The sequence below is a fragment of the Arthrobacter sp. Soil_N43 genome (assembly GCF_057655195.1).
This window is the reverse complement of sequence record NZ_JBDGML010000055.1, coordinates 1-23,635: the sequence shown is the minus strand read 5'-3', so window position 1 is coordinate 23,635 and position 23,635 is coordinate 1. Positions and strand designations below refer to the sequence as shown.

At 66.1% G+C, this 23,635-nt stretch carries 19 protein-coding genes; 11 read left to right on the top strand and 8 right to left on the bottom strand.

The features are described 5' to 3' along the window. Nucleotides 1–92: 92 nt before the first annotated feature. On the bottom strand, nt 93–779 hold the full coding sequence (locus tag AC3A3W_RS04600; protein ID WP_205652385.1) for a potassium channel family protein: 687 nt from the start codon (nt 777–779) through the stop codon (nt 93–95). Further along, nucleotides 772–2,205 (bottom strand): TrkH family potassium uptake protein, encoded by a 1,434-nt coding sequence (locus tag AC3A3W_RS04595; protein WP_487440695.1) that lies wholly within the window; start codon nt 2,203–2,205, stop codon nt 772–774. The genes AC3A3W_RS04600 and AC3A3W_RS04595 overlap by 8 nt, the downstream gene beginning before the upstream one ends. Nucleotides 2,206–2,324: 119 nt before the next feature. Here AC3A3W_RS04595 and AC3A3W_RS04590 point away from each other — a divergent pair, with 119 nt between their 5' ends. After that, nucleotides 2,325–3,536, top strand: a complete 1,212-nt coding sequence (locus AC3A3W_RS04590) for an acetoin utilization protein AcuC (RefSeq protein ID WP_487440693.1) — start codon at nt 2,325–2,327, stop codon at nt 3,534–3,536. Nucleotides 3,537–3,626: 90 nt separating this feature from the next. Further along, complete coding sequence (locus tag AC3A3W_RS04585; RefSeq protein WP_487440692.1) at nt 3,627–4,274, top strand: ArsR/SmtB family transcription factor; 648 nt, start codon at nt 3,627–3,629, stop codon at nt 4,272–4,274. Nucleotides 4,275–4,299: 25 nt separating this feature from the next. Here AC3A3W_RS04585 and AC3A3W_RS04580 read toward each other — a convergent pair whose 3' ends face one another. Beyond that, nucleotides 4,300–5,631, bottom strand: coding sequence for an alpha-hydroxy acid oxidase (locus AC3A3W_RS04580; RefSeq protein WP_487440691.1), 1,332 nt, complete (start codon nt 5,629–5,631; stop codon nt 4,300–4,302). Nucleotides 5,632–5,710: 79 nt separating this feature from the next. Between AC3A3W_RS04580 and AC3A3W_RS04575 the strand changes: the two genes are divergently transcribed. Both AC3A3W_RS04575 and AC3A3W_RS04570 read left to right on the top strand, forming a co-directional pair. Continuing rightward, on the top strand, nt 5,711–6,457 hold the full coding sequence (locus AC3A3W_RS04575) for a FadR/GntR family transcriptional regulator (RefSeq protein WP_487440689.1): 747 nt from the start codon (nt 5,711–5,713) through the stop codon (nt 6,455–6,457). A gap of 14 nt (nt 6,458–6,471) precedes the next feature. Next, on the top strand, nt 6,472–7,071 hold the full coding sequence (locus tag AC3A3W_RS04570; RefSeq protein ID WP_487440687.1) for a TetR/AcrR family transcriptional regulator: 600 nt from the start codon (nt 6,472–6,474) through the stop codon (nt 7,069–7,071). Here AC3A3W_RS04570 and AC3A3W_RS04565 read toward each other — a convergent pair whose 3' ends face one another. Continuing rightward, on the bottom strand, nt 7,072–8,088 hold the full coding sequence (locus AC3A3W_RS04565; RefSeq protein ID WP_487440685.1) for a LacI family DNA-binding transcriptional regulator: 1,017 nt from the start codon (nt 8,086–8,088) through the stop codon (nt 7,072–7,074). Between the two features lie 184 nt (nt 8,089–8,272). Here AC3A3W_RS04565 and AC3A3W_RS04560 point away from each other — a divergent pair, with 184 nt between their 5' ends. The 4 genes from AC3A3W_RS04560 to AC3A3W_RS04545 are packed head-to-tail and all read left to right on the top strand — an operon-like array spanning nt 8,273 to nt 12,777. After that, the gene (locus AC3A3W_RS04560) at nt 8,273–9,730 is read left to right on the top strand and encodes a Gfo/Idh/MocA family protein (RefSeq protein WP_487440684.1); all 1,458 of its coding nucleotides are present in this window, start codon (nt 8,273–8,275) and stop codon (nt 9,728–9,730) included. A gap of 28 nt (nt 9,731–9,758) precedes the next feature. After that, entirely contained in the window at nt 9,759–10,733 is a 975-nt protein-coding gene (locus AC3A3W_RS04555) for an NAD-dependent epimerase/dehydratase family protein (protein ID WP_487440683.1), read from the top strand. Continuing rightward, complete coding sequence (locus tag AC3A3W_RS04550; protein WP_487440682.1) at nt 10,730–11,644, top strand: 5-dehydro-4-deoxyglucarate dehydratase; 915 nt, start codon at nt 10,730–10,732, stop codon at nt 11,642–11,644. The genes AC3A3W_RS04555 and AC3A3W_RS04550 overlap by 4 nt, the downstream gene beginning before the upstream one ends. 44 nt (nt 11,645–11,688) lie before the next feature. Continuing rightward, entirely contained in the window at nt 11,689–12,777 is a 1,089-nt protein-coding gene (locus AC3A3W_RS04545) for a mandelate racemase/muconate lactonizing enzyme family protein (RefSeq protein WP_487440681.1), read from the top strand. A 52-nt stretch (nt 12,778–12,829) separates the two neighbouring features. Here the strand turns inward: AC3A3W_RS04545 and AC3A3W_RS04540 are convergent, their stop codons facing one another. The 3 genes from AC3A3W_RS04540 to AC3A3W_RS04530 all read right to left on the bottom strand — a co-directional run bounded on the left by AC3A3W_RS04540 (nt 12,830) and on the right by AC3A3W_RS04530 (nt 18,725). Further along, complete coding sequence (locus AC3A3W_RS04540) at nt 12,830–15,118, bottom strand: SulP family inorganic anion transporter (protein WP_487440679.1); 2,289 nt, start codon at nt 15,116–15,118, stop codon at nt 12,830–12,832. A 398-nt stretch (nt 15,119–15,516) separates the two neighbouring features. Further along, nucleotides 15,517–16,632 carry a M24 family metallopeptidase gene (locus AC3A3W_RS04535; protein ID WP_487440696.1) on the bottom strand — a complete coding sequence of 372 codons (1,116 nt, stop codon included), beginning with the start codon at nt 16,630–16,632 and terminating at the stop codon, nt 15,517–15,519. A gap of 17 nt (nt 16,633–16,649) precedes the next feature. Beyond that, entirely contained in the window at nt 16,650–18,725 is a 2,076-nt protein-coding gene (locus AC3A3W_RS04530; RefSeq protein WP_487440678.1) for a DUF6807 family protein, read from the bottom strand. A 411-nt stretch (nt 18,726–19,136) separates the two neighbouring features. On the opposite strand from AC3A3W_RS04530, the gene AC3A3W_RS04525 reads away from it, so the two are divergent. From AC3A3W_RS04525 to AC3A3W_RS04515, 3 genes are all read left to right on the top strand, one after another. Continuing rightward, complete coding sequence (locus tag AC3A3W_RS04525; RefSeq protein ID WP_487440676.1) at nt 19,137–20,081, top strand: carbohydrate ABC transporter permease; 945 nt, start codon at nt 19,137–19,139, stop codon at nt 20,079–20,081. Continuing rightward, entirely contained in the window at nt 20,071–21,009 is a 939-nt protein-coding gene (locus tag AC3A3W_RS04520; protein ID WP_487440674.1) for a carbohydrate ABC transporter permease, read from the top strand. Before AC3A3W_RS04525 ends, AC3A3W_RS04520 begins: the two co-directional genes overlap by 11 nt. 219 nt (nt 21,010–21,228) lie before the next feature. Then, nucleotides 21,229–22,512, top strand: coding sequence for an ABC transporter substrate-binding protein (locus AC3A3W_RS04515; RefSeq protein WP_487440672.1), 1,284 nt, complete (start codon nt 21,229–21,231; stop codon nt 22,510–22,512). Nucleotides 22,513–22,783: 271 nt separating this feature from the next. On the opposite strand, the gene AC3A3W_RS04510 is transcribed toward AC3A3W_RS04515, so the two are convergent. Beyond that, a partial coding sequence (locus AC3A3W_RS04510) for an HNH endonuclease signature motif containing protein (RefSeq protein ID WP_487440671.1) occupies nt 22,784–23,635 on the bottom strand: 852 nt, incomplete at its 5' end.

Sequence of the window (23,635 nt, the reverse complement as noted above, 5' to 3'; positions counted from 1 at the left end):
GCTAGTCCCCACCCACCCACCCACCCACCCGCTCCCTTACCTCGCAAGCTCGGTCAGGGGACCCTGCGGGCGTGGCACCACCCACCCGCCCGTTAAGGCCGGGCGGCGAAACGTTCGAGCAGGTCCACGTGCCCTGACACGATCAGCATGTCGCGGGAGGACACCTTGGTCTCCGGCCGGGCATAGGTGAAGTCCTCGCCCGGGGACTTTACGCCCACGATCGTCACGCCGTACTTGGAGCGCACCTTGGATTCGTCCAGCGTGAACCCCACGGTTTCACGCGGCGGGTACATCTTGACGATGGCAAAGTCGTCGTCGAACTCGATGAAGTCCAGCATGCGGCCGGACACCAGGTGCGCGGCGCGGACGCCGGCGTCAGCCTCTGGATAGATGACGTGGTTGGCGCCGATCCGCGTGAGGATCTTGCCGTGCGACGGCGTGATGGCTTTGACCCACAAGTGTTCGATGCCCAGGTCCACCAGGTTCACGGTGATCAGCACCGACGATTCAATGGACGTGCCAACACCCACGACGGCGGAGCTGAACTCCTGCGCACCCAGCTGGCGGAGTGCGTCGATATTTGTTGCGTCGGCCTCCACCACGTGCGTGAGCACCGGAGCCCACTTTTGGACGAGGCTCCGGTCGCGCTCGATCGCCAGCACCTCGCGGCCCTGTTTGACGAGCTGTTCGGCGGTGGAGGAGCCGAAGCGCCCCAGCCCGATCACCAGGACGGGAGCATTATGGGCGGGGCGGTTGACGGCCCCAGACGTATTAGCCAATGATCGGCCTCTCTTCCGGGTAGTGGTACAACTGGCTTCGCTGGCGCAGGGCCAGGGCAGCGGCAAGCGTGACTGTGCCGACGCGGCCGGCGAACATCAGCGCGGAAAGCACATAGACGCCCGACGGCGGCAACTCGGCGCTGAGGTTCGTACTGAGGCCCACGGTGGCGAAGGCGGAAATCGTTTCGAACAGCACGCGGTCCAGCGATGCCCCGCTGATGTGCAGCAGTATGAAGGCAGAGACGGAAACGAGCGTCGCGCCGGCGACGATGACGGAGATGGCCACGCGCATGGTGCCCTCGGGGATGGTCCTGCCGTAGACCTTGACATCCGCGTCACCGCGGGCTTCGGCAAAGATGGCCAGGAACATCACGGCAATGGTGGTCACCTTGATGCCGCCGGCCGTCGAGGCGGAGCCGCCGCCGGCGAACATCAGCGCGTCCGTGAGCAGCATGGTGGTGGATTCCATCTGGTTCTGGTCCACCAGGTTGAAGCCGCCGGAGCGTGTCATGACCGAGGCGAACAGTGCATGGGTGAACTTGTCACCTAAGTCCATGCCGCCAAGGGTCCGGGGGTTGTCCCACTCCATAAGCCCCCAAAGCACCGTCCCGGCCGCCAGCAGGATGAACGACACCTGGATGGTCAGCTTGGTGTGGAGGTTCCACTTGTGCCAATTCAGGCCGTTCTGCTGCAGGACCATGACTACAGGAAAGCCGAGGCTGCCCAGGAACACGCCGAGCATCAGCGGAACGAGGATCCACAGGTCTGTTTCGTAGGGCACGATGCCGTCCGAATGCGGGGTGAAGCCAGCATTGTTAAAGGACGAGATGGAGTAGAAAATGCCGTGCCACACCGACTGCCAGAAGGGTTCACCGAGGGTAAGGAATCTGGGGATCAGCGCGAGGGCCAGTACGCCCTCGATGATCACGGAGGTGGTGATGACGATCCGCAGCAGGGTACCCACTTCGCCGAGTCGCCCGGCGTTGTTCATGGCTTCCTGGGCGATGAGCTTGCCGCGCACACCCAGCTTCTTGCTCACCATCAGGGCCAGCAGCGAGGCCAGGGTCAGCGTGCCGAGGCCGCCCACGAAAATGCCGATAAGAATGATCAGCTGGCCGAAGAACGACCAGTGGACTGCGGTGGACACCACCGTCAGGCCGGTGACGCACACTGCCGAGACCGCCGTGAACAGGGACTGGTGCAATGGCGTGAAGGTACCTGTAGCGGAAGACGCCGGCAGGGACAGCAGCCCCGTGAAGACGACGATCACCACGACGAACGCACTGAGGGCCAGACGGGCCGGTGACGTGTTGGCGATATCGTCGATGAAGTCCCGGAGCCGCGTGAAAATCCAAAGGCCTTCACGCTCGGGCACGTTCGGCTGCCAGCTCGTCGGGTTCTTGGACCTCGACTGGCTTTGCGTCATGGGTGGCTGTTCCTTGGTTGTATCTGCTTCCTTCAGTAGTAAACCACTAAAGTCCGCCGCATGACCGGGCAGTCGCGCAACGCAGGCCGGGGAGACCATGCTCAGGTAGCCTGTCCTTGATGACTTTCCTGCGCGGACTCAGCCTTCCCGCACTGCCAACGACGGTGGTGTGGGACGCTGCCATGACGGCGTACAACTTCGGCCCGGGCCACCCGATGGCACCGGAGCGGCTTGACCTCACCGCACGCCTGGCCCGGAGCCTGGGGCTGCTGGACCTCGGGCACGTCCGGCTGGCTGCGCCGGCGGTGGCCGACGACGGGCAACTGACCACCGTCCACAGCCCCGAGTTCGTGGCCGCCGTCCGCCGGATCAGTGAAAACCCGACCACCGCTGACGAGGCGCACGGGCTCGGAACAGAGGACGATCCGGCTTTCGCCGGCATGCATGAGGCCGCCGCCCGCATCGCCGGCGGATCCCTGCTTGCTGCGCACGCCATTTTGGACGGTTCGGCGGTGCGTGCCGTGAACTTCGGTGGCGGCCTGCACCATGCCGCCCGCGACCGTGCCAGCGGCTTCTGCATCTACAACGACGCCGCCCTGGCCATCCAGACGCTGCTTGACGGGGGCGTGCAGCGCGTCGCCTACATCGACGTCGACGCCCATCACGGGGACGGGACCCAGAGCATCTTCTGGGACGACCCCCGGGTGCTGACCATCTCCCTGCACGAGACCGGCCTGGCCCTGTTCCCGGGCACCGGTTTCGCCAACGAGATCGGTGGCCCGGAAGCCTTGGGCAGCGCCGTCAACGTGGCCCTGCCGGTGGGAACCGGGGACGCCGGCTGGCTGCGCGCTTTCCACGCGGTGGTGCCGCAGCTTGTCGGGGCCTTCGAACCGGAGGTGATCGTGAGCCAGCACGGCTGTGATTCGCACCGTCTGGACCCGCTGACGCACCTCAATGTCAGCGTGGACGGCCAGCGTGAGGCCGCCACCGCCGTCGAAAATCTTGCGGCCCGCCACTGCGATAACCGGTGGATTGCCACAGGCGGCGGCGGTTACCACATCACGGGAGTCGTGCCGAGGGTCTGGAGCCATCTGATCGGCATCGCGGCAGGCCGGCCCGTGCCGCTGCGCACTCCCGTGCCTGAAGAGTGGCGAACCTACGTGCATGAGCACTACGGCCTGGCCGCACCCGCGATCATGGGCGACGATGCCGACGTCTGGTGGCGGTCCTGGGAAGTCGGCTTCGACCCCAATGACGACGTCGACCGCACCGTGATGGCCACCCGGAAAGAAGTTTTCCCCCTGCACGGACTGGACCCCTGGTTCGACTGACCCTGTCCGTCGCTGGGTTCCGGCGGCGAGGGCGTCGCGGCAGCGAAATAGTAGATGCCATTCGGCGTATATGTCGCTAGGGTTGGTCCCATGGTGACAGACGACGTATTTGCCGTCATTGCTGAGGCAACGCGGCGTGACATTCTCGTTTCCCTCCGCAAGGGGGACAAAGCGGTGGGGGAGCTGGTCGAGGAGCTCGCTGCCAGCCAGCCCACCATCTCCAAGCACCTGAAGGTGCTCCGCGAGGCCGACCTCGTCAGCATGCGGGCCCAAGGCCAGAAACGCTATTACGCGTTGAACCCCAAGCCTCTGGCAGGCGTCGCCAGCTGGCTGGAGACGTTCGACGTCGGCCCGGCGGCTGCCGCAGCCGGGTCCCCGGCAGCGATGGCTCACGCGGACGCTGCCGGGGACCAGCAGCGTGCTGACGGCCGGGCGCAAGGGTCGGGTTCGGTTCCCAAAGGCACCGTTCTCAAGGATGCAGCCCTCAACGGCGCAGCGACGGGGGCCCTCGATGCAGAGGTACCCGAGGCTTTTGCCGCTGCCGGCAGCGCTGCTGCGCCGGCAGCGGGCGAGTCCGGGCGCCCCGCGGGCGGGCAGCTGAGCCCCGCCGTCGTGATTCCCGGAGGCGGCATCCAGGACGATACTGTTCCGCAGCAAATCGGACGCACGGTGGGCCGCGGCGCGAAGAAGGCGGCGGACCTGCTGGCCAACCTGCCGAAATTCGGCCGCAAGAAGTAGCCCGGCCGCAGTTCCTGCGGACGACCTATTTTCCGAGGATCCGCACGTGGTCCGGCGTCAGCTCGGAGAGCCTGCTGACGCCCAGGAGCGCCATGGTGCGGGCCATGTCCTTTTCGAGGATCTGGAGGGCGCGGTCCACGCCGGCCCTGCCGCCTGCCATCAGCCCGTACAGGTACGCGCGGCCAATCAGCGTGAAGTCGGCGCCCAGCGCCAGCGCGGCAATGATATCCGCGCCGCTCATGATGCCGGTGTCCAGGATGATCGCGGCGTCGGAGTTGTCCTTGGTGAAGGCTTCCTTGACGTCCGGCAGCAGGTGGAAGGGGATGGGCGCGCGGTCCAGTTGGCGGCCGCCGTGGTTGGAGAGGATTACGCCGTCGGCGCCATGGTCCACCACCTTGCGGGCATCGTCCACGGTCTGGATGCCCTTGACCACGAGCTTGCCCTTCCATGTTTCGCGCAGCCAGTCCAGGTCCTCGAAGGTCAGGGTGGGGTCGAACATGGAGTTGATGAGATCCGCCACGGTGCCGGTGTAGCGCGAGAGTGAGGCGAACGTCAGCGGCTCGTGGGTGAGGAAGTTGAACCACCAGGCCGGCCGGTAGGACGCGTCCAGCACCGTCTTCAGGGTCAGTGCCGGCGGGATGGTCATGCCGTTGCGCACGTCCCGGAGGCGCGCGCCGGCCACCGCCGTGTCCACCGTTACCATGAGCGTGTCGTTTCCTGCCTTGGCGGCACGCTCGATCAGTTCGAGCGAGCGGTCACGGTCCGTCCAGAGATACAGCTGGAACCAGTTGCGTCCGTTGGGTGCGGCCTCGGCAACGTCCTCGATGGATGCCGTGCCCATGGTGGAGAGCGTGTAGGGGATGCCCGCGGCCTCGGCGGCCTGGGACCCGGCGTATTCTCCTTCGGACTGCATCATGCGGGTGAAGCCGGTGGGCGCGATGCCCACGGGCAGCCGGGACGGCTTGCCCAGAATGTCGGTGCCCAGGTCGATGCTGGAGACGTTACGGAGGATGCCTGGCCGGAATTCGATGTCGAGGAATGCCTGGCGGGCACGGCGCAGGGTGATCTCCGCTTCAGCAGCGCCGTCGGTGTAGTCGAACGGTGCCTGCGGGGTGCGGCGCTTCGCCATGTCCCGCAGGTCCCAGATCGTGCTGGCCCGCTGCAGCCTGGCGGCGCGGCTGAACTCCGGCTTCTTGAACTGCATCAGCGGAGCCAGGTCCGAATACTTGGGGATGCGGCGCTTCAGGGCGGCAGGGATGCGGGAGGGGATGGACGTGCCCGGCGCCGGGTTCGGCGGCGCCGTATCCCTGGGTGTGGTGGGGGCTTCGGGGTTGTTCGATTCAACTGTCTGCGTCATTGCTGCCTCCGAGGACGAAATCTGTGGTTGGACCACACTGTAGTGCATGTGGTCCAACCACATCAACTAGGATGGACCCATGCGTACGCACCAACTTGTCCTCCGGTGGATCGAGGACCAGCTTTCAGAGGGCACGCTAGCGGTGGGCGGCCGGCTGCCTGCCGAGCGCAGCCTGGCGGAGCAGCTCACCGTCTCCCGCACCTCGGTCCGCGAAGCCATCCGCATCCTGGAGGCCATGGGCATCGTGCGTGCCGGCGTGGGGTCAGGCCCCGACTCCGGGACGGTGGTGATTTCCGATCCGACGGCTGCCCTTGGCTCAGCCCTGCGGCTGCACGTGGCCACCCAGCACCTGCCGGTGGCGGACATTGTGGAAACGCGGGTGCTGCTGGAATCCTGGGCCGCGGCCCGGGCAAAACCGGACGCCCCCGAACTCGCCCGTGCCGCAGAGCTGCTGGACGACATGGACGCCGATCGGGGGACTGACGATTTCCTGGCTTTGGACGTGCAGTTCCACCTAGCCCTGGCAGATGCCGCCGGGAACGCGGTGGTCAGCGCGATGATGGGATCCCTGCGCGAGGCCATCCAGGGCTACGCCGAAAAAATGACGGCCAACCTATCGGACTGGGATGCCACCGCCGCGCGGCTGCGCTCGGAGCACCGGGAGATTCTGGAAGCCATCCGGAAAGACGATGGCAGCCGCGCCGCCAGGCTGGTCGCGGCCCACATCGAGGGCTACTACAGTGAAGCCGGCCTCGGGCATGACAGTCGTGACCCGCGGGACCCGGCTGTCATGTCGCGGAGCGTGGATCGCCATGGCGGAACGTGAAATACACTGGCGGAATGTCTACTGTGAAGCCTCGCGGACGCTATGCCAAGGGCGCCGAACGCCGTGAGCAGATCGTCCAGACGGCTACTGATGTGTTCGCCACTGAGGGCTTCGAGGGGACAGCCCTAAAACGCGTGGCGGAGATGGTCGGCGTCAAGGAAGCCACCTTGTTTCATTACTTCAGCGGCAAGCAGGAGCTGCTGACGGCTGTCCTGACGGAGCGGGACCGCCGGAGCATGGAGCTGCGGGGAGTGGCCGACGCTGGCCTCCCAGGGGTGGTCCCCGTGGCTGAACGCAACATGCAGGAGCCCGGGCTCACCACGCTGTACGCGGTGGCGTCGGCAACAGCCAACGACCCCGGACATGCTTCGCACTCCTACTTCAAGAGCCGGTACTCCGAACTCGTCAAGGAGCTGGGGCAGGACATTCGGCGGCGTCAGAGTGCGAACGAAGTCCGGGCGGATGCCACTGCGGAGTCGCTGGCGCGACTTGTGATCGCAGCTTTCGACGGACTCCAGCTGCAATGGCTGTACGACAAGGACGTGGACATCGCCGCAGGCCTCAAGGAGCTGGTCGAGGTGCTGCTGGCACCGCCGGAAACTAAGGCGGAATAGCTACCGGTTTTTGGCCGGCCCCGTGCTTCCGCGCACTTCAACCTGCGGCCGGAAGGTATTTACGGCGTTCGGGGCGCCCTCGTTCCGGATCAGTGCGCGCAGGCTGTGCCACGCCTGCCCGCCGAGCTCCGTAATGGGCACTGCCGCCGTGGTCAGTGGCGGGGTGGTGTACCGGGCGAAGGGAATGTCGTCGAAGCCGGTGACTGAAATATCCTCCGGCACCCGGACCCCGCGCTCATGCAGTCCGCTGAGCAGGCCCATGGCCACGAGGTCGTTGAAGGCCAGGATGCCGGTGCCCCCGCTGGCGAGCACGGCGTCCACCGCGTCGTGCCCGGTGTCGAAATTGGAGCCGCCGTCGATCAGCTGGAGTTCGACGTCGGGGTGGCCGGCCTTGAACTTCTCCAGCCCCTGCAGGCGGAGCGCATTGGAGGCGCTTCGTTCCGGTCCGGCCAAGAAAACAATGCGGCTGTGACCGAGTTCCACGAGGTGCTCGGCCAGCTCCTGGATGCCCTGGCCGTAGTCCACCATCAGGCTGGGAACCCTGATTTCAGTAGTGCTTCGGTTGATCAGCACCATCGGGTGCAGCGACGGAGCCAGCTCCTCCAGTTCGGCGTCCCCCATGCGCGGCGCGCAAAGCACCAGGCCGTCGCACCGCCGTCGTGCTTCTCCCGCCAGAATGGCCTCCTCGCTGGAGACTTCGGAGGAATCGGCGATCAGCACGCGGTATCCGTCCTGCGCGGCGGCCATGCTCAGTCCCCTCAGGATCGCCTGGAAAGTGGGGTTGGCGAGATCGGGCACCACGATGCCGATGGTGTCAGTCTTGCCAAGCGCGAGGCTGCGGCCGACAGGGTTGGGCTGGTAGTTGAGCTCAGCGGCCGCCGCCCTAACGCGCTCGGCGATGGCCGGATCCACGGTGAAGTTTCCGTTCATGACGCGCGAAACCGTCGCGTGCGACACCCCTGCCTTGAGGGCGACGTCGGCAATGCCGATCCGGCGCGTGGTTGATTTCCGGCCCATGTGGCCCCTTCCCAGTCCGGCAACAACACTTTCCACCAGGGCTGCGGATATTGGTTGACGTACCTGCTGATGACTTGATACAAAGCATATAACGCTTTGAGAAAACGCTTTCTCAGCCTGATTCTTCCCACAATTTGCCAGCCCGTCAACGGGTTGGCACCGCTGCCTTCGAAAGGGGCAATCCATGGTCAACGTCGATACAGCCAGTGCAGTGCCTGCACGGGCCGGAGGGACCGGAAACGCCGCCGGGGAGCAACGGGCGCGAGTCCGCTTCGCGCTGGTCGGCACCGGATCGCGCTCGGAGATGTACGTGAGGGCCATCGTGGGCCAGCACGCCGGCGTGGCCGAACTTGCCGCCCTCAGCGACCTCAATCCGGGCCGCGTGCAGTACTACCAGGACCTCGCCGGCGAACTGTCGGGCGGAAAGGCCGCTCCGCTCGCCACATTCGAGCCGCACAGGCTGGCGGAGTTCATCGCGGAGAGCGGGATCGACCGCGTCATCATCACCACCCCTGACTACACGCACGCCGACTTCATCGTCACCGCGCTGGAAGCCGGGGCGGACGTCGTCGTCGAGAAGCCGCTCACCATCGACGCCGAAGGCTGCCGGCGCATCACCGAGGCGGTCGCGAAAACGGGACGGAACGTGGTGGTCACCTTCAATTACCGCTACTCACCGCGGAACAGTGCCCTGAAGGAAATCATCCAGAGCGGAGTACTCGGCAAGGTCACCTCGGTCGACTTTTCCTGGATGCTGGACACAGTCCACGGCGCCGATTATTTCCGGCGCTGGCACCGGGAGAAGGCCAACTCCGGCGGTCTCCTGATCCACAAGGCCTCGCACCACTTCGACCTCGTGAACTGGTGGATCGACGATGTGCCGGTGCGCGTCTTCGCCTCAGGCGGCCTGAAGTTCTACGGTGACAGGAATGCAGCCGAGCGCGGACTGGGGTCCCGGCCGGAGCGCGGAACCCCCGACCCCGGAACGGGAAAGGACACGGGGGGAGAGGCCGCAGCGGGCGCCAGCGACCCGTTCGTGCTGGACCTTCGAGATGACGAAAAACTGCGGGCTCTCTACTACGAGAACGAGCACTATGACGGCTACCGCCGTGATCAGGACGTCTTCACCGCCGGCATCACCATAGAGGACAACCTCGCCGTGGTGGTGGACTACGACGGCGGACCCACCCTGAGCTACTCGCTCAACGCGCACAGTCCCTGGGAGGGATACCGGGTGGCCGTCAACGGCACCGAAGGCCGCGCCGAGCTGGAGGTGGTGGAGCGCGCCGCGGTGCGGCGCAGTACCGATAAGAAGGTGGTGGTGGATCCGAGCGCCACGCCGGTCGAGGAAGACGATGCGGTCCGCCGCAACGGCGAGCGCCTCGTGGTGCAGCGCCACTGGGAATCCGCCTACGAAGTGCGGATCATCAACGGCGAAGGCGGCCACGGCGGCGGCGACCTCCTGCTCCTCTCAGACCTTTTCAATGGTCCCGGCGAAGACCCGCTGGGCCGGCCGTCCGGCTATCTGGACGGTCTCCGCTCCGTATCCGTGGGCATTGCCGGCAACGAATCCCTCGCCACGTCCCTCCCCGTGCGCATTGAGGACCTCAACCTCGGCGCCGACCTCCGCCGCGGCCGCTGAACCAGCCGACGACACCCATAAGGAAGCCATGAGCAGGATTTTAGTGACCGGCGGCTCCGGCAGACTGGGCCGCAGCGTGGTGGATGGGCTCGCGCGGGCGGGCCACCATGTCATCTCCGTTGACCGCGATGCGGTTCCGGCAGCCCAGCTGCCCGCCGGCGCCGTGCAGCACACCGCGGACCTTCTGGCGCCCGGGGAGGCTCTGCGCCTCATGCGGGATGAAACTCCCGACGCCGTCATCCACCTGGCAGCGATCGCCGTACCTTTTAGCGCACCCGAGGACGTCATTTTCAGCACCAACACCCGGCTCGCCTTCGCGGTCTTGAGTGCCGCCACCGAGGCCGGGGTGCCGAAAATCGTCACCGCGAGCAGCCCCACAGTGCTGGGCTACGGATCACCCGCCGGCTGGCTGCCGGATGCCTTCCCGCTGGACGAGGAAACCACTCCGAAGCCCTGGAACGCGTACGCGCTGTCCAAGCTGATCGCCGAACAGACGATGCAGATGTTTGCGGCGGCCCAGGGGGACCGGATCCGCTACGCCGCCTTCCGCCCCTGCTTCGTCATCTCACCGGAGGAGTGGGAGGGCGCCCCGACGCAGCAGGGACACACCCTTGCGGAGCGGCTCGCCGATCCCGCCCTGGCAGCCCCGGCATTGTTCAACTACGTCGACGCCCGCGATGTGGCGGATTTCCTGGAGCTGCTCCTGCAGAAAATGGACGCCATTCCCAACGGCCAGACGTTTTTTGTGGGCGCGGCGGACGCCCTCGCGGCCGAACCGCTGGCGGAATTGATCCCGCGATTCCTGCCCGGCAGCGCCCGCCTGGCTGCGGCCCTGACAGGCACCAGTCCCAGCTTTTCCGTCGACAAGGCCCGGAAGCTGCTCGGCTGGGAGCCAACGCGGACCTGGCGGACCGAATTAAGAAATCCAGCCCCCTCACGCCTCAACGACGAGGCCCCCGCGGTGTTCGCCGCGGCAGGAACCGGACCCAAGGAGACGCCATGAAGTTCGTCGGAGTACTTTTCTTCCCCGTCACCCCGTTCGCGCCCGACGGCACCGTGGACGTCGGCGTCCTCAAGGAGCACATCAGCTCCCGGCTGCCCTTCGGGCCGGGCGGCGTTTTCGCGGCCTGCGGGACCGGCGAGTTCCACGCGCTGGGCATTGACGAGGTCCGCACCGTTGTGGCGGCCACCGTCGAGGCGGTCGCCACCGCCGCTGTACGAGTGCCCGTGGTTGCCGGGGCGGGCGGACCGCTCGGGCACGCCATGGCCGCCGCGCGGGCTGCCGAGGAAGCAGGAGCGGACGCCCTGCTGGTCCTGCCGCCTTACCTGGTCAGCGGTCCGGTGGACGGTCTGGTCGCCTACATCGAGGCCGTGGCCGACGCCAGCAGCCTGCCCGTGATCGTGTACCATCGCGGCAACGCGACGTTCACGGCCCAGGCCATCGGCCAGCTGGCAGCCAACCCCAAGGTCATCGGCTTCAAGGACGGCGTAGGGGATGTGGGCCTCGCCCAGGAGATCGTGACCGCGGTCAAGGCCAGCGGGCGGACCGACTTCCTGCTCTTCAACGGCCTGCTCACGGCCGAGCTCAGTCAGGGCGCCTACTGTGGCCTCGGCATCCCGCTCTACTCGTCGGCGGCTTTCGCGATGGCCCCCGAAATTGCCACTGCCTACTACAACGCCTACATGGACGGGGACGAGGAACGCCGTGATGCCCTGCTTGAGGGCTTCTTCGCTCCGCTCGTCAGGCTTCGCGACCAGACCCCCGGCTTCGGCGTCTCCCTGATCAAAGCCGGCCTCCGGCTGTCCGGTCTGCCCGTAGGGTCCGTCCGCCCGCCGCTTGTGGACCCCAACGGGGAACAGCTCGTTGAGCTGAAGGCGATCCTGGCCAAGGGCCACGAGCTGGCGGTCTGCTAGTGGCGGGCGCTAGCCCTGCACCCGCCGTGAGTCCTGCACCAGCGGTGAGTTCTGCTCCCGGCGGGGCAGTTCCCCGGATCACGGGCCTTCGAACGCGCCTCCTCACCGTTCCGCTACGGCGGAGCTGGGGCCTGGATGCCACCGAAAACCACGTGATCGCCACCGAAATCCAAACGGACGATGGCGGCGCCGGGCGCGGCTTTTCGTGGACGCCCACCATTGGCCCGCAGGCTGTGAAGGCCTTGCTGGATTGCGATATCGCCCCCTTCGTCACCGGGCTGGAGGCAACCCCGGAGACGGTGTGGGACTTGCTGTGGAAGCGGCTGCACGAGGCCGGCGGCGGAGGCCTGACCACCATCGCCATGGCCGGCGTCGACCTGGCGCTGTGGGATCTGCGCGCCCGCCGCGCCGGGGCGTCAGTGACCGCCCTCCTGGGGCAGCGCCAGGAGTCGGTGGAGGTGTACGGTTCCGGTGTCAACCTGCATTACTCCCTGGAAGAACTCGTGGGGCAGGTGGAGCGCTGGGTGGCCGCCGGCCACCGGGCCGTGAAAGTGAAGGTTGGCAAGCCGGACATCCGGGAGGACGCGGAGCGGTTGGCCGCGGTGCGCTCAGCTCTGGGCCCGGACCGGAAGCTGATGATCGACGCCAACCAGCGCTGGGACCTGCCCGCGACGTTCCGGGCCCTGGATGTGCTGGGGGAGTTTGGCCTGGAATGGCTGGAGGAACCCCTGTGCGCGGACGACCTGTGGGCGTACCGGCGGCTGCGGAAGCACTCGCCCGTGCCCATCGCCCTCGGCGAAAACCTTCACACCATTTACCGGTTCCGGGACTTCATCGATGCCGGCGCTGTGGACATCATCCAGCCCAACATCGTCCGGGTGGGCGGGATAACGCCGTTCCGGCGCATCGTGGAACTCGCCCGGACCCACAGCATCAGGGTCCTGCCGCACCTGCTTCCCGAGCTGTCCGGACAACTGGCCCTGACGCTGGCCGAGCCGACCCTGGTGGAGGACGTCGAGGACGCGGGCTTCGGCCAACTCGGCGTCCTCGACGGACCCTCACCGGTCCGGATAGCGGACAGCCGCCTCACCTCGTCCGGCCTCCCCGGCATGGGCTTCAGCTTCAGGGAGTAAACGCCGGTGGGGACCCCGGTAACCCGGGGCCCCCACCAAGCGGAACCGGCGCCTACACAGGAGCGGCGACAGGGCGGGCGTCCACCGCGGCACGCGGCAGCGGATCCAGGTGGCTGATGCCCTCTGGAGTGACCTGCAGGACCTGGGCCGTGGCAATGTCGTAGAACAGGCCGGTCACGTGCAGCCCGCGGGAGCGGAGTGCCTCCCGGACCCCGGGGTGTCGCTGCAGCCGCTCCAGTTGGACCGCGACATTGACCATCGCCAGCTGGTCCACTTCCCCGTATCCTTCGGCTGCTGCTGCGGCCTGCACGGGATGCCCCGAGCGGAAGGCGGCCAGGCTGGGCCGGGCATGGTCCAGCCAGGCATCGACCGAACTGCGCCCGGCAGCGGCCTCCTGGACCGAGCCCTCGGCCGGCTCTGCGGTCAGGGCAGTCATGGCGCCGCAGCCGGAGTGGCCGCAGACAACCACGGACCTGATGGACAGCTTGTTGAGAGCGAAGTCCAGGGCTGCTTCGACCGAGGGGTCGAGCCGGCCGTTCCCCACGACGTTGCCCACGTTCCGGACGGTGAACAGGTCGCCCGGGCCGCTGCTGGTGATCAGGTTCGGGACCAGCCGTGAATCTGCGCAGGTGAGGAACAGGGTGTCCGGGTTCTGGGCGGCGGACAGTTCCTGCACATGGGGACGGAGCAGGTGCGCGTGCCGGCGGTGGTAGTTGTCCACGCCCGCGAGCACCGTCTGCAGGGGAGCCGGACCGCTGGCCCCGGCGCCCGTCCCGGCGTCCGCCTCAGCCCGGTGATGCCGCTGCCAGCTGCGCCACGGAGCAAAGCCGCCCCGGAGTGCGGAGCGCGAGCTGCCGCGCGCCGGCGGCCCTGCCTTGGCACCGTGGAGGGTGGCGGTGCCGCTTTCTTCGATCACCACGGTGCCGCCGTTGCCGATGTGCCGGCTGCGCCATGCGTCCAGCGTGTCGTGAACAGGGTGATCCAGAAAGTCCACCTCAAGCTCGACAGTGACGTGCGAGCCGGTCGGAACGGAGGCGAGGACGTGGCTGAGGCGGGGGAGCGAAAGGAAGCTGCAGGATCCGTCGACGACCACCCTCCAGCGCTGCTCGTCCGGGTCGCCGAGGGGTTCCGCATGGATACCGGCGCGGACTACGCGCCACAGGACCAGCGCCACGGCCAGGGCCAGGCCCGTGAGCACTCCTGCCAGGAGGTTCACAAACACCACGGTCAGCAGCGTGACCGCGTATACCGCCAGATCCCCGGTAACGCGGGCGGTGTGGAAGTCGGCCACCTTCACGAGCCGGACGCCGATGATGATCAGCAGTCCCGCCAGCACGGCAACGGGAACAAGCTCGATCACGGCTGCCAGGAGAAGCGAGAAGACCAGCACCCAGATGCCGTGCAGAATGGCTGATTTTCGCGTCCGCGCCCCTGCTTCCAGATTGGTTGCGCTGCGCACGATCACGCCGGTGACGGGAAGTCCGCCCAGCATGCCGGAGGTCACGTTGGCGGCTCCCTGGCCCAGGAGTTCCCGGTTGAAGTCCGTCCTTTCGCCGTGGTGCATCCTGTCTACGGCGACGGCGGAGAGCAGGGATTCAACGCTCGCCACCAGCGCGATGGTTATGACGCCGATGGCAACGGCGCTCCAATGCCCCTCCGGCAACTGCGGCAGGGAAATCGCGTTCAGGAGGGACCCGTCGAAGGTGATCCGGTCGACGTCGGACTTGAACGGCAGCGACAGCGCAGTGGCGGCGACCACGGCCGCCAACGGAGCAGGGATGCGGCGGACGGCCGCCGGCATGTACTTCCAGCCGAGCAGCGTGAGGATCACCAAGACGCCCAGAACCGCTGCCTGGTGATCCAGCGACGTGATGGTGGCAGGCAGGGCCTTGACGTTCTGCCAGGCTGATTCGCCGGCCTCGGCGCCGAGCATCACATGGGTCTGTTGCAGGACGATGATGATGCCGATGCCGGCAAGCATGGCATGGACCACCACGGGGGCGATGGCGAGCGCCACACGGCCCACCCGTGCAAAGCCCAGCAGAGTCTGGAGGACACCGGCCGCGGCCGTGATGGCGCAGGTCGCCGGCCAGCCGAACTGCTCGATGAGTCCGGCAACGATGACGGTCAGTCCTGCGGCAGGGCCGCTGACCTGCAGCGGAGAGCCGCCCAAGGTGCCGGCTACGATGCCGCCGACGGCGGCTGCGATAAGGCCTGCCATAACGGGTGCCCCGGAGGCCGCCGCAATCCCCAGCGAGAGCGGCACCGCCACGAGAAACACGACAAGGGAGGCCGGCAAATCCCAGCGAAGTCCGGATGTCAGGGCAGTCCGGAAAGGCATCCGATTTGCTGTAGGGGGAGGAGAGATTGGATCCGTTGCGGCTGGTGAGGGCATTTTTGTCCTTGGCTCGTTTGGCGGGTCCTTGTCCACGCTATTGACGCCGCCAGTACAGCCGCAAGGACATCAGCCGTGAGAAACAACACCCGACGGCAGCCGTAAAATCCGCTTAACACAGCCCTTATTTTTTGGTGCTTCAGGCGTTCCGTGACAGTCCTGGCAAAGCTCCCGGAGGCTCGCCGGAATGTCAGATGCCCGGCCTGCCGCGAGAATCCGGGCGGAGGGCAGCGGTGGAGGGATTCCGGCGACAGCTCACGGGCAGTTGACGACTACACGGGCATTTATCAAGTCACATTAGAAATGTTGTGCTTCAGCGTGCACCGCGCGCGAAAAAACTTTGCCTACAGCTGCAGGGTGAGCGGCCTCTCGATGCCGTTCACCGGAGCGCACGGCCATCGGGGGTCCGCCGTCAGGACCCTTATCCCGCTGCCGGTCAGCTGCACGGTGTCCTCGATTTTCACCCCTGGCCCCGACGGATTCCACGTGAACGGTTGGTTCACCACGACGGCGTCCTCCGCGGACGGCGTGACACGTGGATCGCGCCCGGCATACCCGGCCGGTCCGCCCTGGTGATGCAGTTCCCACTGCCCCTGGCCGAAGCCATGCCGGGCGTAGGCGGCCTTAATTTCAGCGAGGATCGCGGCCAGAAGGGTTCCCGGGACAGTGGCGTCGAAGATGTCCGCCTCGACCGCCGCGATCCTGGATTCGGCATCATGTTCCGCCGGCGTGGCGGCATCGAAACGGACCCAACGCGTCGCGTTGGCCACCAGGCCGTCGCGTCTGGCGCAGGCCACGAGCATTGCCCTGCGGCCAATGGGTGTGTGCGTGGCCAGGGGGTGCCGGAAGCCGCTGCGTGAACTGCCGCTGCACAGTAGGACCAGGGGCTCGGCGCCCGCCGCCACCAGATGCGAGGCGAGAGCGGCGGCCAGCGCGAGCTCGGTGTCCTCCGGCCGCGCGGCGGACAGGACATCCGTCATGGCGCGGGCAAGGTCCCCGCTGAGCCGGGCATAGCGGGCACTTTCTCCGGGCAGCAGCGGCTGCCGGGCGGCCCGCAACTCGGCGGTGACCGCCGCTTCGTCGAGGGGCACGTCGCCCGTAAGGTCCCTGCCCAGCCCGGCGGCGGCATCATGCAGCTGTCCGTACCAGGGGACCTCGTGCAGCGACACGCCCTCCGGCAGTTCTTCGGCGGCAATCCTGCCTGTCTCGTTATTGAAAGTCACCAGGTGATCGCCGTCGCGGCCAACCAGCACCGCGGCCACCGGATCGCCTGCCAGGCTGATGTGGACCCGGCTGCCGTCCAGGTACCAAGTGAGCGCAGTGTGGCTGGTCAGGAGGAGCGAGTCTCGGCCGGCGGCGTCGAGGATGTCCAGCACCCGGCGCCGCTTTACTGCCCGGTCCGCCGGCACACCCGGCGCAGTGCGCGCTGGTGTTGCCTCAGGCCACGGGGTCCTTGCGATGTCGATGGAGCCGGTGTTCACGAGCGGCGTTCCAATGCGGCGATGAGCGAGTCAATGTCGGCGGTGCCAAGGCGGGCATCGGACACCAGCACCGTGATGCTCCGGTGCACGGATTCGCCGGCATGCAGGACCACGGGCTCATCCCAGGCAAGTGACTGTCCAACACCGGGGTAGCCGGCCACGCGGACGAACCACGGGTCGCCGCAATCCTCCGGCGCGGTGAAGACAAGCGTGGCGGGCTCTCCGTCAAAGGTCCCGCTCCACGCGAGCCATCGGCTCACCGAGCCGTGCAGCGCGGGCTCCCCGGACCCCGCCGGCGACCAAACCCGGGCGCCGTCGCACGCCGGCAGGCGCCAAAAGAACCCTCCATAGCCGCCCTGCGCCCGACCATTGGAACCGGGACTGCCGAGGCTGACCGGACCAGCGCCGGCCGGCGCCAGGGTGAAATCGAGTGTCAGGCGCCAGGTCTGGGGGTCGACGGCGGCCCACGTCCAGTTGCGCTGCTCCCGCAGCAGCGCAGCGCCGTCGGGCCCGTTCCAGGACAGGTTCTCGGAGAAGGTACCGCCTCCACCAGCGCCGTCTCCACCAGGGCCGGGCCCGTCGGCGGAAGCCGTGGGGGCTGACGTGCGCACAACCGCGCCGTGATCCGGCCGCCAGACGTACTCGCCGGCGTCGCGGGTGTACGTCCGTCCGCCCCAGAAGTTGATGCCGTTGACATCCTGCAGTGCCACGCCGACCCCGAGGTGCCACACATGGTCGGCGGGCTGATGGTCGGTGACCACGGTGCCGGCCAGGGTCCGTACCGGGTGCAGGTAGGGGCGTGGGGAGGAGCTGGGCCGGATGTGGCTGCCGTCCTGGTAGCTCGCCACGTCACGTCCCGCCACGGTGAAAGTGGCGGCCGGCTCCAGCGGACGGGCCCATGGAGCGGCGAGTTCGGAGAACGTCGCCTGTGCAAGGGCTGCCCGTGAGATGAGTTCAGCAATTCCGTGCACCACGGGATGGGCGTCGTCCCCGCTGCCTTCCCACGTGATGTAGCGGGCGTCGATCTGACGCGGTGCCGGGGCGGTGCGGATTGCCTCCAAGACGGCCGTGAAGGCCCCGGACCCGGCCAGGGGACTGAGCAATTCCGCGCCCGACGAGCGTGCGTCCAGCAGGTTTTCCAGCAGATCCGTGCGGCCGAACACCTCGCGGCGCTCGCCGTCCGCCGTCGTGACCACCAGCTCATCTGCCGTGTAGAAGAACTCCGCCTTGCCTGCCGTGCCGAACACGGTGACCGAGGGCAGGGTCTGTTCGGCGGCGCAGAGGGTCAGGGCGCAGGTCAGAACCCGGCCGCCCGCCGTGCGGACCCGGATCACCGACGTGTCGTCGCTCTCGGTGGGGTGGGCGTGGTACAGATCTGTGTCCACGCCTGCCACGTCCTCCAACGTATGCGCACCGGCTATGCTGAGCCCCGTGACGACCGCGTGCGCCAAGGCGTTGGTGGCCACGCCATCCACGACGTCGGTTCCGTCGAGACTGCGCTTGCCCGCCCAGCGCGAGCGCTGGAAATAGGCTCGTGTCCTGAGCCAGGTCCCGGTGGCGCTCAAACCGAGGACGTCGCCGATTTCCCCGTTCGCGATGACCTCTCCCACGGCGGGCAGCCCCGCGGATCCCAAACTCTGGAATCCCACCTGCACGAGCCGGCCAGCCGATTTGGCCGCCGCCAGGAGCTCTTGGAACTGCGACAGGGATGCTGCGGGAGGCTTCTCAACATAGACGTCCGCGCCGGCGGAGAGGGCGGCCTTGGCGAGCGGGACGTGGGTCTGGATCGGGGTGGCCAGAATGACAACGTCCGGGGCAGTGCCCGCCGCAAGGAGGTCGTCCAGGGTTTCGAAGACGGCGACCGAGTTGCCCAACGTCCCGTCCCTTGGCGGGTGCGGATCTGCGATGGCCACGAGATCGAGGGCGCCGGTGGCCTGCAGCCGTGCCAAGTTGGCGAGGTGGCGTTCACCAAAACCGTGCACTCCGACGAGGGCAATGCGTGGCACGGTGCTTGGTGCCTGCGCGGAAGGGCTCGGAGCGACAGAGGAAGCATAAGCGGAAGGTTGCGACATGCGGAGTGATCCTTATGAGGAAGAAGTGCTGACGACAAGGAAGCCTCGGGCAGTTACACCGTATCTGAGAAAGCGTTTTCTCGCATCACTTTCACTGAGGGCCCGACGCCGGTTTGGCCAGCGCCTTCGGGGCGGCAATGAAGTAGCAGTGTCTCATGGAAAGCGTTATCCCAAAATACCGAAAAACCCTGTACATCGCTTTGGAAAGCGTTTACCTTGGTACGGAACCGCTTCACCGGAAGTGCCGCCAGGCACGATTTCGGACTGCACCGGAGCCGGGATGGCGCCGGGGTACAGGCTTAGCCAAAACCGTTCCGGACGAATTGCCTGCACGTGGATGGCCACGATGACCAAAGGAGACCATATGGCCGCTCAACACATACCCAAGCCCAAGCGAGCGAGGTGCGCGCGGTGAGTGCCATCAACGAGCTCACGTCCCTCTCCCGCCGCAAGGGTCCGGTCACCGCCGAGGAGAAGAAGGCCAACGCGCGGGACAACAAGGCCGCCTATATCTTCCTGATGCCGTGGCTTGTGGGGCTGGTGGCCATCACGGTCGGGCCCATGCTGATGTCCCTGTACCTGTCGTTCACTGACTACAACTTGATTCAAGCTCCGGAGTGGGTGGGCCTGGACAACTTTGTGCGGATGTTCAGCGATGCCAGGCTGCACAACTCCCTCGGCGTGACGTTCACCTACGTGCTGGTCGGCGTGCCGCTGCAACTGGCAGTCGCGCTGCTGATCGCGCTGGTGCTGGACAAGGGCCTCCGCGCCCTTCCGTTTTACCGGTCCATCTTTTACCTGCCGTCGCTGCTGGGCGGGTCGGTGGCCATTGCCATCCTGTGGAAGCAGATCTTCGGCACGACGGGCCTGGTCAACCAGATTCTGGCGGTTGTGGGCATTCAAGGACCAGGCTGGATCTCCGATCCGAGCACCGCACTGGGCTCCATCATCCTGCTGCATGTCTGGACGTTCGGCGCCCCGATGATCATCTTCCTGGCCGGCCTGCGCCAGATCCCCAACATGTACTACGAAGCGGCCGAGGTTGACGGTGCCACCAAGCTCCAGAAATTCTGGCGCATCACCCTGCCGCTGCTCAGCCCCATCATCTTCTTCAACCTGGTGCTGCAGATCATCGGATCATTCCAGTCGTTCACCCAAGCGTTTATCGTCTCGGGCGGCAATGGCGGTCCGTCAGATTCCACCATGTTCTTCACTCTCTACCTCTACCAAAAGGGCTTCGGCCAGTTTGATATGGGATACGCCTCGGCCATGGCCTGGTTCCTGCTGGTCATCATCGGTGCGTTCACTGCCATCAACTTCATCGCTGCAAAGTATTGGGTTTTCTATGACGACTAAGCTGGAGACGCTTCCCGCCGCGGGCAACAAACCCGCGGCCGGCAAGCCAACGAATCCCCGCAAGCCCCGCGAATCCCGCGGCAGCCTGGCCTTTAGCCGGAGCGCGCGGACCAAGGCGCTCATCAAGCACGCGATCCTGATCGTGACCGGGGGTGTGATGATCTATCCGCTGCTGTGGATGGTCGTTTCCTCGCTCCGCGCCAATGAACTCATCTTCCGCGAGCCCGGTCTGTGGCTCAACAGCATCGAAATGGCTAACTACTCGGACGGCTGGTCTGCGCTGACCCACCCGTTTGGCCACTACATGCTCAACTCAGCCGTAGTGGTGTTGGGGTCGATCTTCGGGAACCTCATCTCCTGTTCCATGGCCGCTTATGCCTTTGCCCGGCTTCAATTCACGGGGCAGAAGATCTTCTTCGGCATCATGCTGCTCACCATCATGCTGCCGTTCCACGTGGTGATTGTTCCGCAGTACATCCTGTTCTCTCAGATTGGCTGGGTGAACACCTTCTGGCCGCTCATCGTGCCCAAACTCCTGGCGACGGATGCGTTCTTCGTGTTCCTCATGGTCCAGTTCATCCGCGGCATACCCAAGGAGCTTGACGAAGCGGCCAGGATCGACGGCGCCGGCCATCCGCGGATCTTCCTGCGCGTGATACTGCCCCTCATGGTTCCGGCACTCGCGACCACCACGATCTTTACGTTCATCTGGACGTGGAATGACTTCTTCGGCGCCCTGATCTACCTGACCGACCCGGACATGTTCACCGTCCCGGTAGCGCTGCGGGCCTTCGTGGATTCGCAGTCTGCCACCAGTTGGGGATCGCTGTTCGCGATGTCCATCGTGTCCCTGCTGCCGGTCTTCCTGGTGTTCCTCTTTGGCCAGCGGTTCCTCATCAAGGGCATCGCCACTACCGGCATCAAGTAACCCCCCGACCGGACGTCTGGATTCAGAGGCCCGCGTTCAGGGCCCCGAAATCAGTACTTGTATTACAAGCTAGATACTTATAACCTTAGTTGGAAAGCGTTTTCCTCATCTTTCAAAGATCAATGAAGATCGGAGTGAACTGTGCATCTATTCTCCCGGCCAGCCGCAACCGCCGTTCCCGGCCAGCGCAAGGCATCAACTAATTCGGCGCCGCGCAGGATGCGGACGATGGGAGCGGTCGCCGCGGCAGCCGCCGTCGTACTTTCCCTGAGCGCCTGCGGCGGGGGATCCCCGTCCCAGAGCGCGGACGGCACGGTGGAACTCAGGTTCTCCTGGTGGGGCAGCGACAAGCGCGCGCAGGTCACCCAGCAGGCCATCGACGCCTTCGAGGCAGAGAATCCCAACATCAAGATCAAGCCCGAGTATGGCGACTGGAGCGGATACTGGGACAAGCTGGCCACCCAGGTGGCGGCCAATGACGCTCCCGACATCATCCAGATGGACGAAAAGTTCATCACGGAGTACTCGAGCCGTGGAGCGTTGCTGGACCTCTCGAAGTACGACGTCGACACGTCCAAACTTGATGAGGCTGCGCTGAAGGCGGGCCAAGGGGAGGACGGCCTCACCGGCATTCCTGCCGGCATCAACGCTGCCACCATCCTGGCCAACCCGGCAGTGTTCAAGGCCGCGGGCGTGGAAATGCCCAACGATGCCACCTGGACGTGGGAAGACTTCGAACGGATCGCTGCGCAGGTGACGGCGAAGTCGCCGAAGGGCACTTACGGTGCGGCAGCGTATGGCACGGACGAGGCGTCCCTGGGGGTATGGCTCAGGCAAAATGGCAAGTCGCTCTACACGGAGGACGGAAAGCTGGGCTTTGAGCCTGCAGACATTGCCGAATGGTGGGCCTTCCTGAAGCAGATGAGCGAAAAGAAGGCTGTACCGTCGGCGTCGGAGGTTGTGGAAGCTGAGGCTGCGCCGTTGGATCAGAGTGGCCTCGCGACCGGCAAGAACGGGCTTGCCTTCTGGTGGTCGAACCAGCTTCCTGCGCTCGAAAAGGCGGCAGGCGCTGAGCTTAAGGTCCTGAGGTTCCCGACCAAGACCGGTTCCGCCGCAGACGCTAACCTCTGGTACAAGGCCTCGCAGTTCTGGTCGGCTTCCTCCAGGACCAAGCACCCGGAGGAAGTTGCCAAGTTCATCAACTTCCTGGCCAACGACGTCAAAGCCGGCGAAGCACTCCTGGCAGATCGCGGCGTCTACCCCAACTCGGAGGTGCGGGAGGCGATTTCCGCCAAACTGACACCGGCCGACGTCAAGGTTGTGAAGTTCATCGATCAGATCAAGAGCGAGCTGGGTGAGACGCCCGCCTCGCCGCCAAAGGGAGCCGGCGCCATCCAGGAAATCATCAAGCGCTATACCTCGGAGGTGCTGTTCAACAGGCTCTCAACGGAAGAAGCCGGCAAGAAAGCAGTGGACGAGATGGCCTCAGCCATTAGCAGTTAGGGCTTCACATAGGCAGGCTCATTTCCGCAGTTCAGCTTTTTGGCTGTTCGACGGCGGGACTGCATAAAGTGCCTCCCACCGGACCCGTTGTGGTTCGGTGGGAGGCATTTTCTGTTGCGTTCGGAACGGTGGCTGTCTGGATTCTCGCCTGTAGCGTGCCATAGCCCGGATCGTGCTGGAGCGGGCCGGATTGTCCCCGGAGCGTCGGCCAGCCGCGTCACCAACCTCTCAGGTCATTACAGCTAGCGGGCGGGTCGATGTGCCGGCCTGTTTATGTGCGGTGGTGGTGGTTGCGGCGGGGTTTTTGGTGGGGGTCGATGTGGGGTGGCGGGATGAACCAGGGGATGCCGGATCGCATGTGGATGGTCCATTGTTCTTTGTGGATGAGGTGGTGGTGATGGGAGCACAGGAGTGTGCCGTTGTCGGTGCTGGTGGGTCCTCCGTGTGACCAGTAGGTGGTGTGATGGGCTTCGCACCAGGGGGCGGGGATGGTGCAGTTGGGGAAGGCGCAGCCTTGGTCGCGGGCGGTGATGGCTTTGCGGATGTGGGGCGGGAAGATGCGGGTGGTGCGGCCGATGTCGAGGATGCGGCCTTCGCTGCCGAGCAGGACCGGGATGATGTCCGCGTCGCAGGCTATTTTGCGGATGGTCGCGGGCGTGACGGGCCCGGTGAAGGTGAAGGATCCTGTCCCGGTCGCCGTGCCTGGTCGTGCGCTTAGTTCTGTTCCTGGGAGTGGCAGCCGGAGTGGCAGCTGGTGCATGCCAGTGGCCGTGTCCGGATCACTGGTGGTGCCCGGGAACTCTCCGGCGCCGGGGGATGTGGGCTGGTCCGTGGTGGCCGCACCCGAAGCTGCACCCGGAGCTGCACTCGGGGCTGCGCCGTGCGCGGTGTCGTGGTGGTGGGGCTGGCCGGGTGCGGTCCGGGCGGTTGCTGTGGGTGTTGTTGGGGTGGTGCGGGGGTATCGGGGGCCGGTGGCGGCGGTGGTCTCGAGTTGGGTGAGGAGGTCCTGGTAGCTGACGGTGACCATGACCTGGGGTCGGAGGCCTCCGGTGGCCGGGAGGGTGGCGGTGGCGAGGGCGGTTTTGCAGGCGCCGACGAGGCCGTCGAGCTGCTGCTGGGGCCG